The organism is uncultured Desulfovibrio sp., assembly GCF_910584445.1.
Taxonomy (GTDB): Bacteria; Desulfobacterota; Desulfovibrionia; order Desulfovibrionales; family Desulfovibrionaceae; genus Desulfovibrio.
This window is the reverse complement of sequence record NZ_CAJUBO010000002.1, coordinates 150,608-166,824: the sequence shown is the minus strand read 5'-3', so window position 1 is coordinate 166,824 and position 16,217 is coordinate 150,608. Positions and strand designations below refer to the sequence as shown.

The 16,217-nt window shown below is 62.7% G+C and carries 17 protein-coding genes, 1 tRNA gene and 1 pseudogene; 11 read left to right on the top strand and 8 right to left on the bottom strand.

The annotated features are described in order from the left end of the window. Positions 1–126: 126 nt before the first annotated feature. From QZ294_RS01785 to QZ294_RS01770, 4 genes are read left to right on the top strand one after another with little or no spacing between them, the layout of a single operon-like run. On the top strand, positions 127–1,392 hold the full coding sequence (locus tag QZ294_RS01785; protein WP_297045824.1) for an O-acetylhomoserine aminocarboxypropyltransferase/cysteine synthase family protein: 1,266 nt from the start codon (positions 127–129) through the stop codon (positions 1,390–1,392). Positions 1,393–1,394: 2 nt separating this feature from the next. Then, positions 1,395–3,263 carry a TraB/GumN family protein gene (locus tag QZ294_RS01780; RefSeq protein WP_297045821.1) on the top strand — a complete coding sequence of 623 codons (1,869 nt, stop codon included), beginning with the start codon at positions 1,395–1,397 and terminating at the stop codon, positions 3,261–3,263. Continuing rightward, entirely contained in the window at positions 3,257–4,132 is an 876-nt protein-coding gene (locus tag QZ294_RS01775; protein ID WP_297045818.1) for a translation initiation factor IF-2, read from the top strand. The genes QZ294_RS01780 and QZ294_RS01775 overlap by 7 nt, the downstream gene beginning before the upstream one ends. Positions 4,133–4,147: 15 nt before the next feature. Continuing rightward, the gene (locus QZ294_RS01770) at positions 4,148–5,290 is read left to right on the top strand and encodes a radical SAM protein (protein WP_297045816.1); all 1,143 of its coding nucleotides are present in this window, start codon (positions 4,148–4,150) and stop codon (positions 5,288–5,290) included. A 47-nt stretch (positions 5,291–5,337) separates the two neighbouring features. On the opposite strand, the gene QZ294_RS01765 is transcribed toward QZ294_RS01770, so the two are convergent. The 5 genes from QZ294_RS01765 to grpE form a co-directional block, all read right to left on the bottom strand. After that, positions 5,338–6,087: a translation initiation factor 2 gene (locus tag QZ294_RS01765; protein WP_297045812.1), complete on the bottom strand. Its 750-nt coding sequence runs from the start codon at positions 6,085–6,087 to the stop codon at positions 5,338–5,340. Then, the gene (locus QZ294_RS01760) at positions 6,087–7,337 is read right to left on the bottom strand and encodes an HD domain-containing protein (RefSeq protein WP_297045808.1); all 1,251 of its coding nucleotides are present in this window, start codon (positions 7,335–7,337) and stop codon (positions 6,087–6,089) included. The genes QZ294_RS01765 and QZ294_RS01760 overlap by 1 nt, the downstream gene beginning before the upstream one ends. A gap of 60 nt (positions 7,338–7,397) precedes the next feature. Further along, on the bottom strand, positions 7,398–8,417 hold the full coding sequence (gene argF, locus QZ294_RS01755) for an ornithine carbamoyltransferase (protein ID WP_297045805.1): 1,020 nt from the start codon (positions 8,415–8,417) through the stop codon (positions 7,398–7,400). A 68-nt stretch (positions 8,418–8,485) separates the two neighbouring features. Continuing rightward, positions 8,486–9,043 carry an N-acetyltransferase gene (locus QZ294_RS01750; protein WP_297045802.1) on the bottom strand — a complete coding sequence of 186 codons (558 nt, stop codon included), beginning with the start codon at positions 9,041–9,043 and terminating at the stop codon, positions 8,486–8,488. Between the two features lie 180 nt (positions 9,044–9,223). After that, entirely contained in the window at positions 9,224–9,898 is a 675-nt protein-coding gene (gene grpE, locus QZ294_RS01745; RefSeq protein WP_297045801.1) for a nucleotide exchange factor GrpE, read from the bottom strand. A gap of 180 nt (positions 9,899–10,078) precedes the next feature. Between grpE and hisD the strand changes: the two genes are divergently transcribed. From hisD to QZ294_RS01715, 6 genes are all read left to right on the top strand, one after another. Beyond that, on the top strand, positions 10,079–11,401 hold the full coding sequence (gene hisD / locus QZ294_RS01740) for a histidinol dehydrogenase (protein WP_297045798.1): 1,323 nt from the start codon (positions 10,079–10,081) through the stop codon (positions 11,399–11,401). 57 nt (positions 11,402–11,458) lie between these two features. Then, positions 11,459–12,340, top strand: coding sequence for a phosphoribosylaminoimidazolesuccinocarboxamide synthase (locus QZ294_RS01735; protein WP_297045796.1), 882 nt, complete (start codon positions 11,459–11,461; stop codon positions 12,338–12,340). A 48-nt stretch (positions 12,341–12,388) separates the two neighbouring features. Beyond that, positions 12,389–13,156: an enoyl-ACP reductase gene (locus QZ294_RS01730; RefSeq protein ID WP_297045793.1), complete on the top strand. Its 768-nt coding sequence runs from the start codon at positions 12,389–12,391 to the stop codon at positions 13,154–13,156. Positions 13,157–13,182: 26 nt separating this feature from the next. Continuing rightward, a complete protein-coding gene (locus QZ294_RS01725) occupies positions 13,183–13,329 on the top strand; it encodes a hypothetical protein (protein ID WP_297045791.1) in 147 nt (48 codons plus the stop codon). 61 nt (positions 13,330–13,390) lie between these two features. Further along, complete coding sequence (locus QZ294_RS01720; RefSeq protein ID WP_297045788.1) at positions 13,391–13,570, top strand: hypothetical protein; 180 nt, start codon at positions 13,391–13,393, stop codon at positions 13,568–13,570. A gap of 137 nt (positions 13,571–13,707) precedes the next feature. Further along, positions 13,708–13,796 (top strand) — tRNA-Ser (locus tag QZ294_RS01715). 15 nt (positions 13,797–13,811) lie between these two features. On the opposite strand, the gene QZ294_RS01710 is transcribed toward QZ294_RS01715, so the two are convergent. Next, positions 13,812–14,096 carry a hypothetical protein gene (locus tag QZ294_RS01710; protein ID WP_297045785.1) on the bottom strand — a complete coding sequence of 95 codons (285 nt, stop codon included), beginning with the start codon at positions 14,094–14,096 and terminating at the stop codon, positions 13,812–13,814. 214 nt (positions 14,097–14,310) lie between these two features. Further along, positions 14,311–14,550 (bottom strand): annotated as a pseudogene (locus QZ294_RS01705) (site-specific DNA-methyltransferase); the annotation flags it as partial. Between the two features lie 49 nt (positions 14,551–14,599). On the opposite strand from QZ294_RS01705, the gene QZ294_RS01700 reads away from it, so the two are divergent. Then, positions 14,600–14,797, top strand: a complete 198-nt coding sequence (locus QZ294_RS01700; RefSeq protein WP_297045783.1) for a hypothetical protein — start codon at positions 14,600–14,602, stop codon at positions 14,795–14,797. Positions 14,798–15,100: 303 nt separating this feature from the next. Here the strand turns inward: QZ294_RS01700 and QZ294_RS01695 are convergent, their stop codons facing one another. Beyond that, complete coding sequence (locus QZ294_RS01695; protein WP_297045780.1) at positions 15,101–16,141, bottom strand: ParA family protein; 1,041 nt, start codon at positions 16,139–16,141, stop codon at positions 15,101–15,103. Positions 16,142–16,217: the final 76 nt, after the last annotated feature.

Sequence of the window (16,217 nt, the reverse complement as noted above, 5' to 3'; positions counted from 1 at the left end):
GCCACCCTGGGATATTTTGCGGGCTGCCACCCCGGTTGCCGCTGCCGTCGCCGGCTTCCAGCGCCCGTTGGGCGGTCGCCGCAGGCGTCCCCGGCCCGCGTTCCGCACAAGAATTCCGGAGCAGTCATGAAAACGGAAACCCAGTGTCTCCACGCCGGTTATACCCCGAAAAACGGGGAACCGCGTGTTCTTCCCGTTGTCCAGAGCACGACCTTCACCTATGATTCCACCGCCGAAGTGGCCCGGCTTTTCGATCTGGAGGAAACGGGCTTTTTTTATTCCCGCATCGGCAATCCCACCGTGGACGCAGTGGAGAAAAAAATCGCCGCGCTCGAGGGCGGCGTGGGCGCGCTCTGCACCTCCTCGGGCCAGGCGGCCGTCCTGCTTGCCGCGCTCAACCTCGCGCGCTGCGGGGATCATATCGTCAGCGCCGCGAGCATTTACGGGGGAACGCACAATCTTTTCGACGTGACGCTTCGCCGTTTCGGCATCGAGACCACGTTTGTGGACCAGGATGCCTCCGATGAAGAACTCGCGCGCGCCTTTCGCCCCACCACGCGCCTTGTCTATGGCGAGACCCTCGCCAATCCGGCCCTGAGCGTGCTGGATATCGAGCGGTTCGCCCGCCTCGCGCATGCGCGCGGCCTGCCGCTTCTGGTGGACAATACCTTCGCCACCCCCGTCCTCTGCCGCCCCATGGCCTTCGGCGCCGACATCGTCATCCACTCCACCACCAAGTACATGGACGGCCACGCCGTCCAGCTCGGCGGCGCCATCGTGGACAGCGGCAATTTCGACTGGCGTTCGGGCGCGTTTCCGGAATTTACCGAGCCGGACCCCTCCTATCACGGCCTTGTCTATGCCGATGCCTTCGGGCGCGCGGCCTATATCGCCAAGGCGCGCGTCCAGCTCATGCGCGATATGGGCTGCTGCCAGACCGCCCAGGGCGCGTTCTACACCAATCTGGGTCTCGAAACGCTGCCCCTGCGCATGCGGCGCCACTGCGAAAACGCCGAAGCCGCCGCCCGCTGGCTCGCGGCGCAAGACAAGGTGGAATGGGTCCGCTATCCGCGTCTTTCCGGTGATCCCTATGCCGCGCTGGCGGAAAAGTATCTGCCTGACGGCGCAAGCGGCGTGGTTTCCTTCTCGTTCAAGGGCGGCCGCGACGCTGGCGCGCGTTTCATCGACGCGCTCAGGCTCATCTCGCTGGAAACGCATGTGGCCGATATCAGGACATCCGTCCTGCACCCCGCCAGCTCCACCCACCGCCAGCTTTCGGACGCGCAACTGGCGGCGGCGGGCATCACGCCGGGCATGGTGCGGCTTTCCGTCGGGCTTGAAGCCTGGGACGACATCCTCGCCGACCTCCAACGCGCCATGGACGCCGCCTAGCCATGCCGGAGCGAGCCACGCCCCGGCGACAGCCCTCCGCGCCCATGGATGCCGAGGGCACGGACATGCGCGCGCGCCTGCGCGCCCTCGCCCGCGTGCCCGAGCACTCCCTGCCGCTCATGACCGCGCTCTCCGGGGGCGCGCCCTTCTGCATCGGACCCTATTTCTTCCTCGCCGCCGAGGACTGGCTCATGGCCGTGGCCTATCCTCTGGAGGGGCGCTACGCCGACACGACCTTTGAAGCATCACTTGAAGAAGCTCTTGACCGCACGGGCGCCACGGCGTGCTGGGCCATCGGCCCGTCACTGCCGTCCCGACTGGCCGCGCATATCGTGGACAGGGACCGCTACCATGTCCTCCCCGCCAGTGCGGACCCGCCGCAACGGCTGCGCGGGCCGGTCGCCAGAGCGGCGGCACAGTTGCGCGTGACGGAGGGCACGGTCTTCACGCCGGAGCACCGCCGGCTCTGGGCCGAATTTCTCGGCCGCGTCCAGCGCGGCGAGGCCGGGAGCATGGCCCCCCATGTGGCCGCGCTCTATGCGCGCACTCCGGAGGCGCTGGCGGAAGCCGGCGGCTCCCTGCGGCTGCTCGACGCGCGGGACGGGGAAGGACGCCTCGCGGCCTGCCTGCTTCTGGACTACGCGCCGGAAAACTTCGTCAGCTATGTGCTTGGCGCGCATTCCCGTTCGCACGCCGTCCCGCATGCCTCGGACCTGCTGTTCGCCGCCATGCTTGAGCGGGCGCGGCAGGCGGGCAAGCGTTTCCTCCATCTCGGCCTGGGCGTCAATGAGGGCATCCTGCGCTTCAAGCGCAAGTGGGGCGCGCGGCCGTCCTTTCCCTATCTCATGGCCCAGTGGACGGAAACATCCCGCCGCGGGTCGTCCGCAGCCCGGGGCGACGGAAGCTCCGCCGCGGATGATGGCAACGTCATCCGGGACCTGGCGCTGGCCTTTCTCCGCGCACCGGCGGAAGCCCCGAAGATCATTGACGACAGGCCGCGCAGCCGCCCCTTTGCCATGCTCTGGCGGGTGGAAAAGGACGGCAGGACCTCATGGGTGGGCGGCACCGCGCACTTTTTCTGCCATTCCTTCGAACCGTCGTTCCGCCGTCTGTTCCGCGAGGTGGATCATGTGCTCTTCGAAGGTCCGCTGGACGAGGGATTCATGGCGGATGTGGACCGCGCGGGCCGCACGCCGCTTCCCGGCGCAACGCCCATCCTGGACATGCTGGAGGAAGCGGAGATCTGCCGTCTGGAACGCGTGGTGCGCGGGCCTGAGGGGATCCTTGCCCGCGCCCTGGGCCTTGAGAGCGCGCGCAAGGTCGATGTGCGCTGGTTCCTTGCCAACGCGCGGCCCTGGTGCGCCTTTTTCAGCCTCTGGACAGCCTTTCTGGAACGGCAGGGCTGGCGCGAGTCCGTGGATATGGAGGCCTGGCGCGTGGCGCACGCCATGGGCAAGAATGTGGTGGGCATGGAAAGCCTTGAGGAGCAACTGGATTCCCTCGGCTCCCTCCCGCCGGAGCGCGTTGTGCGGTTTTTCCGCGCCTGCGGCGGCTGGAAGGCGCTTTCGCGCCAAAACATGCGCGCCTATCTTGCGGGCGACCTTGAAGGCATGATGGGTTCCAGCGCGGAATTCCCCACCCGCACGGAATATGTCATCAGCCGCCGGGATCAGCGCTTCCGGGAACGCATGCGTCCCTACCTTGAAGAAGGCCGCTGCGCGGTCTTCGTGGGGTCCGCGCACATGATCAATCTGCGGCATATGCTCATGGAGGACGGCTTCAGCGTGCGCCAGGCGCCGTTCGGGCTGCTGCCCGCGCTCAGGCTTCGGCTGCGGCGGTTCCGACAGAGCGGGGAGGATGTGGCATGGTAGACGGCACGTTTTCGCCTCTGACGCAGATCACGGCAGCGGCACTGACGCCTGACCAGCTTCTTCCGTATGTGCGCGCCGTTTCCGGGCTGGAGAGCCGCCTCTGCGCGGGGTGCGCGCTCCATCACGGGGGCGGTCACGCGGTGCTCGTGGCCTATCCCGCGGGGAAGCCCACCGACGCCGCTTCCGTTGACGCCGCCGTGGCGGAGGCCCTGACGCTGCCGGGTCTGGAGCGCCTCACGACCATTGCCGCCATCCGGCCGGGCGCGGCCCCGGCGGATGCAGAATGCTCTGAAGACGCCTATTGGTCGCTGCCGTTGCCGCTTGTCCTTCCCGGCGGGCGTCCGGGCGTGAAACTCCGCAACCTGCTGCGCCGCACGGCCCGCGAAACGGTCATTGAGCAGAACGGCGGCGCCGGTTCCTGGACGGGGGAACATGCCGCCCTGGCCGCGGCCTTCATCCGGAAAAAGGGCGAGGCGCTGGATGCGGGAAGCATCCATATCTTCAACAGGCTGGGCGACTATCTCGCCGCCGCGCCCGGGGCGCGCCTCTTTTCGGCGCGCGATGCGGGGGGGCGTCTGCTGGCCTGCGCCATCGGCGACTATTCCTCGTTCACCACGGCCTTTTACATGTTTGCCTTCCGTTCGCCCGCCGCTCCTCCCGGAACGGCGGACGCGCTTCTTGCCGCGCTTGCGGCCGAAGGGGAGGCCCGCGGCCACGGCCTGCTCAATCTGGGCCTTGGCATGGGCGCGGGCGTAAGCTTTTTCAAGAAAAAATGGGGGGCAACGCCCTTTCTTCCCTGCGTGGAAACGAGCTGGACCCCCACGCCGGAAAAACGGCGCGGCTGGTTCTCCAGAATTTTCGGACACTGAACGCAAGGGGGCGCCATGCGCGAAACCGGTACTGAAGCGCCGCACGCCGACGGCGCGGATCTCCGCGACCCGTTGGCTGACCCGGCCTTCCGGGCACCCGGCTTTCTGGAGCGGCTGCGCGAGGCCCTTTTGGGCGCGCAACGGCCGCTGGACTGCCTTCAGGTGGAAGTGACGTCACTCTGTTCCGGCCGCTGCGTCTATTGCCCGCATACCACGGCCGCCGCCACCTGGCGTGGCCGCCATATGCCGGACGCCGTCTTCGCCGCGCTCTGGCCGCTTTTGCGCGGCGCGCAGCGCGCGCACCTCCAGGGCTGGGGCGAGCCGCTCCTCCATCCGCGATTTCTCGACTATGTGGCGCTGGCGCGCCGTGCCGGCTGCGCCGTTTCCAGCACCTCCTGCGGCCTGCGGATGGATGCCGCGCTGGCGCGCAGACTGGCGGAAAGCGGTATGGACCTGCTGGCGTTTTCACTGGTGGGCACGGACGAGACCACCAATGACGCGCGCGCCGGCGTTCCCTTCGCGCGTGTCCGCGAAAGCGTGCGCCTGCTGCGCGCCGCCATACGGGAAACGGGCCAGCCCCCTGACGGAGAGCCGCTGGAGATCCACTTCGCCTACCTGCTGCTTGCCGACAGGATGGATGCCGTGCGCCGCCTGCCGGCGCTCATGGACGAGCTGGATGTGGAAATGACCGTGGTGAGCACGCTGGACTATCTGGCGCTGCCCGATCAGGCGCATCTGGCCTTCGCGCCGCAGGAAACGGAAAAGCTCGTCGCCGCGCGCGACCTTCTGGAAACCGTTGCCGCCGAGGCCGAGACACGGGGACGCATCATCCATTTCGCGCTGCCCGGCGCCGATGCCGTGGCCGATGCCGGCGGCTGCCGCGAGAATGTCGCCCGGAGCTGCTATGTGGATGCGGACGGTAGGCTCTCCCCCTGCGTCTACCTCAATGTGCCGGACAACGCGCCCCCGGCGCCCGCACAGGGGGACGTGGACGCCGTATCACGCGGAGACGGACGGCGCAGGGTCTTTGGCGATGTACGGGCCGAGGCCCCCTGGCGGATCTGGAACAAGCCGGAATTTGCGGACTTTCGCGCGGCCCTGGTCCGGAATGCGCCGGACGCGGCCTGTCTGGGCTGCCCCAAGCGCTTCGAACGCTGAGAGCGCTCTTTCCGCGCCATGCTTCCGGGCATACGGCGGAGAGCGCCTCAGCGGCCGGCATCGTGCAGGATGAGACGCAGGGTCGCGGACTCAACGCCGTCCAGGCCTGCAAGGCGCGCGCGTATCCGTTCCCGCAGCCGCGCATGACGCGGCGCCATGTCGTAGAGCAGGGCCGCTGCCGCCGCGCTGGCGGCAAAGTCCGGATCGCCCTGACGCCCCGCGGCATTGAGCCTGGCATAGCGCAGGGCCGCATCGATGAGCCTGTCCAGCCATGCCGCGTCGCCGGATGCCATGTAGGCGCCCCAGAACATGCGGGGCACTGTCGGCTCATGCGCCATCCAGGCGGAAAGAGGCGCGGGGCTGCGCCCGATGTGCCCCCGCAGGATGGCATCATGCGCCGTGAGCAGCTGGTCGAGCAGGCGCGCTTCATGAGGATGACGCGCGAGATGCGCGGCCCAGGCAAGCGTGCGCCGGGCATCAGCGCCGGCTTCGCCCCCCGCGTCATGGACGCCGGCGGCCAGATCGTCGAGGGAGGCCATGTTCCGCCCTGCCAGTTCGGCCAGGAACGACGCCACCACGAGCCGCTTCTCGCCATGGGCGAGCACGCCCTCGGCCGCCAGCGTCCTGAGCAGCCCGGGCAGGATCTCCGGCCGGGGGGCCTGATAATAAAACTCCATATCCCGCGCATAGTGCGGAAGGCCCTTGGAAAGCCGGACTTCCGCCGCGACACGCGGCACCGCCGCCATGATGGCGAACATCAGCGCAAGGACGGCGGCGGAAAGGGAACGGGCGCGCATCAGTCAAAATCCGCGAGCAATGCCTCAAGATGGAGCATGGATTCCAGCGTTGTCTCGGTGAGTTTGCCCTTGAGGCGCGCCTGCGCCTCCAGCAGATGCGGCGAGGACACGCCATTGCGGATCGAGCTGTGCGCTTCAAGGAAGGCGGCGAGCCAATCGCAGATTTTGAGCATCTGCCCGTCCTTGGGGTCATCCTCATCGCGGTTGTGGCGGTTGTGGAGCGTCTCGAAACCGTCCACGGGCACCACGGAATCGCCCTCCCGGCGGCATTCCTGAAATTCCGAGCCTACCTCCAGGCCGAGATAGTAGGCGATGCGCCCGGCCAGCGGCGTAAACCCCTCGTCACGCAAGGGGGTGAGGATGCGCCGCTCCAGCTCGTGCTCCTCATATTCCTTGATGAGCTGCGGCAGGCTGGAAATGGACTGCTTGACGGGTGAAATGATGTCCCGCGTCAGGAGTTCCGGGAGATCATGGAACAATCCGCAGAAAAAGTTGTTGACGGATCTGGCCGGACAGGCATCCACCGCGAGGCTGAAAAAATAGCCCAGCGACGCCACGATGAACATATGCCCGAGCACGGAAGTGGCGGGGATGCGCGGCGCCTGCGTCCAGCGGATCTGGAAACGGAGCTGGCCGCAGAGGTTGGCGAAGCGCCCCAGGGCCGTGCCGGGGATAAGCAGGGAATCCATGCCGCGCAGGTCCCGGAGCCTGTTCAGACGATCCACGAACGACTGGGCGATGGAATCCATTTCATCGTCAAACGCGTTGCAGGGACGGATGATCTGAAACTCCCACTGCGAGGCATAGAGATGCGCCGCCGTGAGGATGCGGCGGTCAAGGCCGTCCTCCCTTCCCCGGGCGGCTTCAAGATGCCAGGTCCGCATCCGCTCCCAGAAGGGGCCGAGCGGCGCCAGCACAGGCTCGAGCCTGCCGAGCACATATTCCGTGAGCTGGCGGTAATGCTCGCGGTTTTCCTTGATCTTGTAGAAGACCGGCGGCTTGATGTCCGTGATGATGCAGCGGTAGAAATAGTCGAACAGGCCGCCTTCGATGATGTCGCGGGCCAGGGCGATGCGCTCTGTCGCGCAAAGCTCGCGCGAATTTTCGTGCCAGAGCGCGCAGGCCAGCAGCATCTTGTGCGCCTGCTTGTCGATCTCCTGCAACTCCACGGGGCGCAGCTTGTCGTTCCAGCGCAGGAGATAGGCGCCGGAAAACAGCAACTGGAGCAGATTCTTGCGGATGGTCGGCATGCAGCCTCCGGCAACGGTATCCGGCGCGCGTCAGCGGCGCGCGCGACGGACGGGAACGCCTCAGTCGGAAAAGTCCAGCGGACCCCTGGCAAGCGTGGCGACCATGACGGCCTTGATGGTGTGGAGGCGGTTCTCCGCTTCCTCAAAGACCACGCTCCGCGGAGACTCGAAGACCGCATCGTCCACTTCCATGCATTCAATGCCGAAACGGCGGAAGATCTGTTCGCCGATCTCCGTCTCCCGGTTGTGGAAGGCCGGCAGGCAGTGCAGGAAACGGCAGTGGGGATTCCCCGTCATTTCCATGACCCGGGACGTGACCCTGTATGGCGTGAGCAGCTGGATGCGCTCTTTCCAGACCTCATCCGGCTCGCCCATGGACACCCACACGTCGGTATAGAGAAAGTCACTGCCGCGGACGCCTTCCTCCACGCTTTCCGTGCGGGAAATGCGCGCGCCGGTCCGTTCGCCGATATGGCACGCCATCTCAAAAACTTCGTCGGACGTCCAGAGCGCGCGCGGCGCCACGGAGCAGAAATCCACCCCCAGCATGGCCGAACCGACCATCAGCGAATTGCCCATATTGTAGCGGGCATCGCCAAGGTAGGCGAGGCGCTGGGCGGCAAGAGGCTTGGCGCATGTTTCGCGCATGGTGAGCATGTCCGCCAGCAACTGGGTGGGGTGCCATTCATTGGTCAGGCCGTTCCAGACAGGAACGCAAGCGTATTCGGCCAGGGCTTCCACCCGGGCCTGCCCAAAGCCCCGGTATTCAATACCGTCGAAAAAGCGCGAGAGCACGCGGGCGGTGTCGGCCATGGACTCCTTCTTGCCCATCTGTGAGCCGCTGGGTCCAAGATAGGTGACATGCGCCCCCTGATCGTGCGCGCCGACCTCAAAGGAGCAACGCGTGCGCGTGGAGTCCTTCTCAAAAAGGAGCGCGATGCTCCGGCCTTCGAGAAAGCGCGGCTCGCGTCCCGCCTTCTTGGCCGCTTTCAGCCGGGCCGCCAGATCCAGCAGAAAGACAAGTTCGTCGGAGGTGAAGTCGATCTCCTTGAGAAAATCCCTGCCTGCAAGCCTGTTCATGCGTATGCTCCGGCCACCCGCGGCAGCCATGTAGACGGTTTGCGGCGCCAATGCCAGCCGCGTGTCGCTCAGTTCTCCAGAAAGCGGATCATGCCGATTTCGTCACACCGATAAAACTTCGGGCACTTGCTGCACTCCACCCAGACAATGGGGGGCAGGCTTTCCCGATCGAATTCCTCAAAGCCGCAATTCCGGAAGAACGAGGCCACAAGCGTGAACACAAAGACGCGGGGAATGCCCAGCACCCTGCAACGTTCCACCAGGGCAGCCACAAGGCGACGGCCGAGGCCCCTGTCCTGACAGGATTGGTGCACGGCGATGGAGCGTATCTCCGCCAGATCGGACCAGAGCACATGCAGGGCGCCGCAGGCGACCACCGTCTCTTCGCCGCTGTGGGCCGCTGGCGCCGTGACCACCATGTAGTCCTGGATATGCTGGTACAGATACTGCGGTCCGCGCGCCAGCATGACGTTGGAAGAGGCATACTGGTTGATGAGCGCGGACATGCCGTGAACGTCCGAAACGCGCGCCGGCCGGATCTCGAGTTTCGCGTCCGCCTCAAGACGGACCTCGGGAACGGTGGAAGGGACACTGCCGGCTTCAAAACGGGGAATGGCAATGGGCATGATTTCGGAACCTGCACGGAAAAAAGTGAGCAAACACGGCCGAAAAACCGGAACGCACGCCAGGCATGGCCTTCCGCCGCCAACGCCGGACATGCGCGCCGGATGCCGCCGCAAAGAGAGGTTCCTACTGGAACATGGCCGGAATGTCCACCGTTCCGTCCGGCCGAATGGCGGTCGCCGCTACTGGTTGATCATCACCTTGGCGGCGCGGAGCAGGCGGTCATTGAGCTTGTAGCCGCGCTGCATGACACGCGTCACCGACCCGGGGGCAAGTTCCGGGTCAGCCTCAAAGCCGACAGCCTCGTGCACTTCGGGGTTGAACTCGTCACCGACCTCCCCGAGCGCCGTCAACCCGTTCTTTGCCAGCGCATCCAGCAGGAGCTTGCGCGTCATGGCGACTCCCTGGAGCATGTCCTTGCAGGCTTCGTGCCTGCTGCCGTATTGCAGCGCAAGATCCAGATTGTCCAGGCTCGGCAACAGGTCGCCAAGCACCTTTTCCGCCGCGAAACGCATCTGTTCCTGATGCTCGCGCGTCAGGCGCTTCTTGAAGTTTTCCATTTCAGCGGCGGTACGCAGGCGCAGTTCTTCCATCTCCGCCTTGCAGCGCGCGAGGGCCTCGTCATCCGCCACGGGAGCCGCCTCCGGAGCGGGGCCTTCACTTCCGGGAGCGAGGTCCGCGGCGTCGCGCACGGCATCAGCCTGTTCAGCCAGGGCATCGTCGCGGGCGGCGTCGTCCGGGCCGAAGGGCGCTTCCGCAAAGCTCCCGGAACGCGATGGTCCCATTCCGTCCTCATGGGCGCGGGCAGCGCCCGCATGGGTGGCAGTATTATATGGGTGCATCATGTGACGCTTCATGGTTCCTCCTGTCAAAAGGCGCCCTGGCCGGCCGCGTCGGCGTGCGGCCATCGGCGCATAATGATATGAGGTATGTTCGAGAAACGCCACTGTCAAGATGCGCCCCCTCTTTCAGCGTGCGCTGCTCGACATTCGCCCGGCATTCCTGTACACCACTTCCACGATGCGAGGAGACCGTCCATGACATGCCGCATGCTCCACATTCAGACCGAAAAGGACTGGGCCGCCGCCTCCCGCTGGCTGGAGGGACGCACCACACCCGATGAAAACGTCGAGACCGCCGTGCGGGAGATCATCGCCACCGTGCGCGCCAGGGGCGACGAGGCCCTCGTGGACTACACGCGGCATTTCGACGCGCCGGATTTCGCCCTCCCCGTTCGGGTGAGTCCCCAGGAAATCGCGCGGGCGGCCGCTTCCGTCCCGGTGGAAAACAGGGAATACATCTGCGGGGCCGCGGCCAATATCCGCGCTTTCCATGAGGCGCAGCTGGATCGCTCCTGGTTCGTGACGCGCCCGGACGGCAGCATCCTCGGCCAGCGGGTCCTGCCGGTGGACGCTGTGGGCCTCTATGTGCCCGGCGGCCAGGGCGGCAACACTCCCCTTATTTCCAGCCTGCTCATGAACGCCATTCCCGCCCAGGTGGCCGGCGTGCCGCGGCTCGCCATCTGCACGCCGCCCCGGGCCGACGGCAGCGTCGATCCGCACCTTCTGGCAGCCGCGCACCTGCTCGATATTGAAGAAGTTTACCGTGTTGGCGGTGCCTGGAGCATCGCCGCGCTTGCCCTTGGCACGGAAAGCGTGCCCCGCACGGACGTCATCGCCGGGCCGGGGAACATTTATGTCACCACGGCCAAGCGCCTCCTTCAGGGGATGGTCGGCATTGACATGATCGCCGGACCAAGCGAGGTGCTCATCCTTGCCGATGACAGCGCCAATGCGGCCTGGGTGGCGGCGGACATGCTTTCCCAGGCGGAACACGACGCGCTTGCCAGCGCCATTTGCGTGACGGATGCCCCGCGTCTTGCGGAGCGTCTCCAGCAGGAACTGGAACGCCAGTGCGCGGCCCTGCCCCGCGCCGGAATCGCGGAGCGTTCGCTCGCGGACTGGGGCTGCATCGCGCTTGTGCCCGACATGACCACGGCCGTGGCGATCGCCAACCATGTGGCCCCCGAGCATCTTGAGATCTGCACACGCGACCCGTGGGCGGTCATGCCGCATATCCGGCACGCGGGCGCGGCCTTTCTCGGCCAGCATAGCCCGGAACCCGTGGGGGACTACTACGCAGGTCCCAACCATGTGCTGCCCACACTGCGGACGGCGCGATTCTCCTCCGCGCTCTCCGTGCAGACATTTTGCAAAAAGACGAGCATCATCGCGGCTTCGCCGTCATTCCTCGAAAAAAATGCCGAGGCCATCACCGCGCTCGCGCGGCTGGAAGGGCTGGAAGGCCATGCCCGTTCCGTGGAAGCCCGGCGCAAGCGCGGGTCCGCTGCGGGGAAATAACCGTCGGGTCCGTGCCGGAGAATCCATGCCGGCCCGCACGACAAGCAAGGAGCTTCCATGAAAGTTGTCACCAGGACGGACATCACCGCCTATCGCCTGCGTTCGCGCGGCAAGGTGCGTGACATCTATGAGATCGACGACGATACCCTGCTCATTGTGACCACGGACCGCATGTCCGCCTTCGACGTGATCATGGCCGAACCCATTCCCTACAAGGGGGTCATCCTCAACCAGATCACCCTCTTCTGGATGCGGAAATTCCAGAACATCATCCCCAACCATATCGTGGAAAGCGATGTGGCCCGCTTCCCCGCCGCGCTGGACCCCTGGAAGGAAGAACTCGAAGGCCGCGCCGTCCTGGCGCGCAAGGCTGAACCGTTGCCGGTGGAATGTATCGTGCGCGGGTATATCACGGGTTCCGGCCTGAAAAACTATCAGGCCACGGGCATAATCTGCGGGCACAGGCTCCCGGACGGCCTGCGTGAGGCCGACAGGCTGGACCCGGCCATTTTTACCCCTTCCACCAAGGCGGCCCTCGGCCAGCATGACGAGAACATCACCATGGCCGAGGCCGCGGCCCTGCTCGGTGAGGACACTGCCAACGCCGCGCGCCTCACCGCCCTTGCCCTTTATGATGCCGGACGCGCCCATGCCGCGGAGCGCGGCATCATCGTGGCGGATACCAAGTTTGAATTCGGCTTCATCAACGGAAAGCTCCATCTCATCGACGAAGTGCTCACGCCGGATTCTTCCCGTTTCTGGCCGGCCGCCTCGTACACCCCCGGCAAGGTACAGCCCAGCTTCGACAAGCAATATCTGCGCAACTGGCTGAGCGCCCAGCCCTGGAACAAGGAGCCTCCGCCGCCGACCCTGCCGCAGGACGTCATTGAAACCACGGCCAAACGTTATCAGGAAGCCTACGACATTCTGACGAAGTGACCGCGGCGCTCCCACGGAGCCGCCAGCCAAAGCGCCAAAGGAGGAATCATGCTGCTTGAAGGAAAGAGAGCCTTGGTCATGGGCCTTGCGAACAACAGGAGCATTGCCTGGGGCATCGCCTCCAGCCTCAAGGCCCACGGTGCGCGCCTTGCCTTCAACTATGTGGGCGACGCCATCAAGAAGCGCGTGGAGCCGCTGAGTGCCGAACTCGGCGGGGAATTCACCTTTCAGTGCGACGTGACCGACGACGCGCAGATCGCCAATGCCGCGGCTCTCGTCAAGGAGCACTGGGGAGGTCTCGACATCCTCGTGCATTCGCTGGCCTTTGCCAACCGGGAAGATCTCGTCGGGCGCTTTATCGACACTTCGCGGGAGGGTTTCAAGCTGGCTCTGGATATTTCCGCCTATTCCCTCACCGGGCTTTGCCGGGCCTTCGAGCCGCTCTTTTCCGAAAACGCCTCCGTCATTTCCATGACCTATCTCGGTTCCACCCGGATCATTCCCGGCTACAACGTCATGGGCGTAGCCAAGGCCGCCCTGGAAGCTTCGGTGCGCTATCTCGCCTACGATCTCGGCCCCAAGGGCGTGCGCGTCAACGCCATCAGCGCGGGTCCCATCAAAACGCTGGCCGCGTCCGCCGTGTCCAGCCTCAAGGATATTTTCACCCATGTGGAGGCCCACTCGCCCCTGCGCCGCAATGTCAGCACCATGGATGTGGGCGGAACGGCGGTTTATCTGGCCTCCGAACTTTCGCGGGGTGTCACCGGCGCAACCATCTATGTGGACAGCGGCTTCAACCAGATCGGCGCGGCCTAGGCCGGTCACTCAGGGGGAGGGGCGCCATGGACTACATGACGCTCAATGCCATCGGCATTGCCGTTCTTGCCATCTTCGGACTCTGGGCATTTCAACAGGGAGCAAGCGCCCGCAAGGGCAGACGCACCCCCCCGGAACGCCCCATGACCGACAAGAACGACGACAAGGAATAAAGGACCGGGACGAATCCTTCGTGGGAACGTCCCACAGGACCTGACCGTGCGCGGAGCCGCCATGTTCTGGAGCATTCTTGCCATCGTGCTTGTGATCGGCCTGGCATGGCTGATCAGAAAAGGGACCAAGGGTACCCCCTTTGCCCATCGTTGCCCCTGCACGCCCTATGTGGCGCACCTGAAATGGCGGGAAGAAGGCGATACGCCGCCGAAAGGCCGCAAACGCGAACACTTGTGGTAAACAGGAGCGTCCCGGCCCGCCCGGTATCCGGCACAAACGGACCACCCATGCGGTCCGTTTCCGGACGGCACACAATGCTTGCACTCGAAAACAAACTGGTGTAGATTTCTTCGTTCCCAACGCCGGGAACAGATAGTGGAGAGGTGTCCGAGCTGGTCTAAGGAGCACGATTGGAAATCGTGTGTGGGTAACACCACCGGGAGTTCGAATCTCCCCCTCTCCGCCAAAAGATTTCAAGGGGTTACTGTAAAAAGTAATCCCTTTTTTCATTGGTGGAATTTGTACGATTGGTGATTTCATTGGTGGAATTTATACCAGGGCCACTTTCGGGGGTATTTTCGCCGTCCTGAATGACCCGGTTCGGAGCGGCAATTTCTCCATTGGTGATTCGGTTGGTGATGTTCTCAAAAATGGATGCTGCTTCTCTGTCCACGCCAAGATCGTGAAGGTAGATTTCGGTCGTCTTCAGGTTTTGATGGCCCAGAACTTTTTGCGCCTTGTAAGGGTCGTGGAAGCCGGTAGCCATGAAGTGTCGGAGGCTGTGCGCTCCAAAATGCCGAACGCCTGCGCGCAGGCACAAATAATAAATAATAAGGAAGCGAGAAAATTGGCACTGTTTTGCAAATAACTTGGCACGAATTGGCACCACAAAAACCGCCGGGCTTGGTAACGTCAGGCGGTTTTTTGTGGGCTTTCGTCAAGGCGCGATGGCCGCCATCCGCGTCAATATCAACCGACGGGGCAAGCCAGAGGATGCACCACAGTGTCCAGCTGCGCTGATCCTTGGCATCGCCGAGCATGGGCGGGTAGCGCCGCCTGGTGCCCGACTGCTGGTACTTTTGCGTCGGGTCCGCCTGCCGGGCGCCCAGAGTGACGCCGCCGCTGGAATACGGCGGATCGGTCAGCACGGCATCAACGCTTGCTGCTGGAAGAGTCGCGAGGACTGCCGCAAGATCCCGATGATTTGCTCTTCGCTGAATCGACTCCGTTTCATAGCTGTGCTCCTATGCCAAGAACACTACCTTTTCAATGGATCAGTTTTTGGGGGAGGGGTCAGTAGGGAGCATTGACGCCGCAGAGCAGGCGCAGAAATTCGGAGAGCCGATTCTTGGCCGAGCCATGATCGTGCCGGAAGAAGACCTTGGCTTTGAAGTAATGGCAGGTGAGGTTGCAAACAGCTTTTTGGGCGTGAACGAGCCGATGAATATCCTCCTCTCCATGCCGTGAATGACTTTTCACTCATCCAATGGCGCGAATACGCTACGCCGGATACCGAGGAGCCGGAAACGCGAACGGTCTATGTTTTGAGCGCCAAAGCCATTGGCCGTGTGGCCGGGGCAGGGACGGTTTATGTTTGCGCGCCGCTGCCTGCGCTGGGGAAGTACCGTCGATTGCCCCCAAGGAAGAAGAATCCGAAGCAGACAGGCCTGACACCGGCGAAGAATCATCAATAATCCCGAATAATTTTCAGATTGGAGTACTGTGATGTCGCTTCAGGACATTATTTTTCTCCCAAACAAGGAAACAGTATTACCAAATGCTGTCATGAATGTATTTCAACTGGTTTTGAATTTTCTCTACAGATTGGTTTACCTCTGCTCGGACGCGATCTATCGTCATGCTTTCGCCAGGATGAAGCAGAGGAATAGGTGTTGCTTTGGCGGAAGAAATCCTTCCGGTACCCAAAAAATCATCGAGCAGCAAAAGATGATTTGTGGGATCGCTCGTTGTAAATTGTGTAATATTTTGGCGGATTATATCAAGAACTTTTTCAATATAAATTTTTGTCTGTTGATTTGGTCTGTTTCTAGCCCCAGGAACAGTTGACCATCCGCAATGTGTCAAAACAATCATCTGAATTTTTGGAGTATGACCATTAGATGGCATTATCTTTCTAAACTCACTGGCTGGATCAGAAAGTGTTTTAAGAAGTAACGATAAGGCATTTACTGATTGCTGATCGGTTCGCACAGGGATGATAAGCGCATCGCTTGCGTGCCATGACAAGTGTGTCGCACCTGAAAAAAATGGAGAGGTGTCAATTATGCATCTAGTCGTCTGTGTCTCTTGCATCTCGCGTTTGATATTATTTTTTAACGCAAATAAAATATTATCAATAATCTGAATTTGTTGCTGCCCGGAAACAGTCTGGGCCTGTACTATCGATGTAGCAACTTGAGAAGGAAGTATATATAATCTTGCATCTGACGGAAGGTAGTAGGCATTCCTATTATTAAACTTCATATTAGTTGCAGAAACACTTTTTGCTATGTGAGATGGGGAACCTAAACCTGGCACAAAATTAGGCAATAGCATATCGTATACAGTTACGGATGAATTTTGCAAATAATTATTATCAAAAAACCATGTCAAATTACACTGAGGGCAAGTGTCAACTGATAAAACTGAATTTGCAAGGTAGGTAAGATTAAATGCCAGTGACGTCTTTCCAATTCCACCTCGTAAATTACAGATGGAATAGGTATCGTAGCGTGGCAATGGGAGAGGTTTGGCAACCCCCTGAGCAATATTGTATTGGCGGTCGACAAGTCTATCAAGACTGTTTGGCATATTCCCCCCCCTCTTATTAGTTACGCAATTTTTATTCTTTTCTGCGGAACTAGTCAAGAGAATACGAAGCATTTTT

Coding starts and splice junctions, on each gene's coding strand:
- grpE (WP_297045801.1), bottom strand. CDS start 9,898: ATGAAGCGTCACATGATGCACCCATATAATACTGCCACCCATGCGGGC.
- QZ294_RS01725 (WP_297045791.1), top strand. CDS start 13,183: ATGGACTACATGACGCTCAATGCCATCGGCATTGCCGTTCTTGCCATC.
- QZ294_RS01710 (WP_297045785.1), bottom strand. CDS start 14,096: ATGGCTACCGGCTTCCACGACCCTTACAAGGCGCAAAAAGTTCTGGGC.
- hisD (WP_297045798.1), top strand. CDS start 10,079: ATGACATGCCGCATGCTCCACATTCAGACCGAAAAGGACTGGGCCGCC.
- QZ294_RS01765 (WP_297045812.1), bottom strand. CDS start 6,087: ATGCGCGCCCGTTCCCTTTCCGCCGCCGTCCTTGCGCTGATGTTCGCC.
- QZ294_RS01750 (WP_297045802.1), bottom strand. CDS start 9,043: ATGCCCATTGCCATTCCCCGTTTTGAAGCCGGCAGTGTCCCTTCCACC.
- QZ294_RS01760 (WP_297045808.1), bottom strand. CDS start 7,337: ATGCCGACCATCCGCAAGAATCTGCTCCAGTTGCTGTTTTCCGGCGCC.
- QZ294_RS01775 (WP_297045818.1), top strand. CDS start 3,257: ATGGTAGACGGCACGTTTTCGCCTCTGACGCAGATCACGGCAGCGGCA.
- QZ294_RS01700 (WP_297045783.1), top strand. CDS start 14,600: ATGGATCAGTTTTTGGGGGAGGGGTCAGTAGGGAGCATTGACGCCGCA.
- QZ294_RS01780 (WP_297045821.1), top strand. CDS start 1,395: ATGCCGGAGCGAGCCACGCCCCGGCGACAGCCCTCCGCGCCCATGGAT.
- QZ294_RS01730 (WP_297045793.1), top strand. CDS start 12,389: ATGCTGCTTGAAGGAAAGAGAGCCTTGGTCATGGGCCTTGCGAACAAC.
- QZ294_RS01735 (WP_297045796.1), top strand. CDS start 11,459: ATGAAAGTTGTCACCAGGACGGACATCACCGCCTATCGCCTGCGTTCG.
- QZ294_RS01785 (WP_297045824.1), top strand. CDS start 127: ATGAAAACGGAAACCCAGTGTCTCCACGCCGGTTATACCCCGAAAAAC.
- QZ294_RS01770 (WP_297045816.1), top strand. CDS start 4,148: ATGCGCGAAACCGGTACTGAAGCGCCGCACGCCGACGGCGCGGATCTC.
- QZ294_RS01695 (WP_297045780.1), bottom strand. CDS start 16,141: ATGCCAAACAGTCTTGATAGACTTGTCGACCGCCAATACAATATTGCT.
- QZ294_RS01720 (WP_297045788.1), top strand. CDS start 13,391: ATGTTCTGGAGCATTCTTGCCATCGTGCTTGTGATCGGCCTGGCATGG.
- argF (WP_297045805.1), bottom strand. CDS start 8,417: ATGAACAGGCTTGCAGGCAGGGATTTTCTCAAGGAGATCGACTTCACC.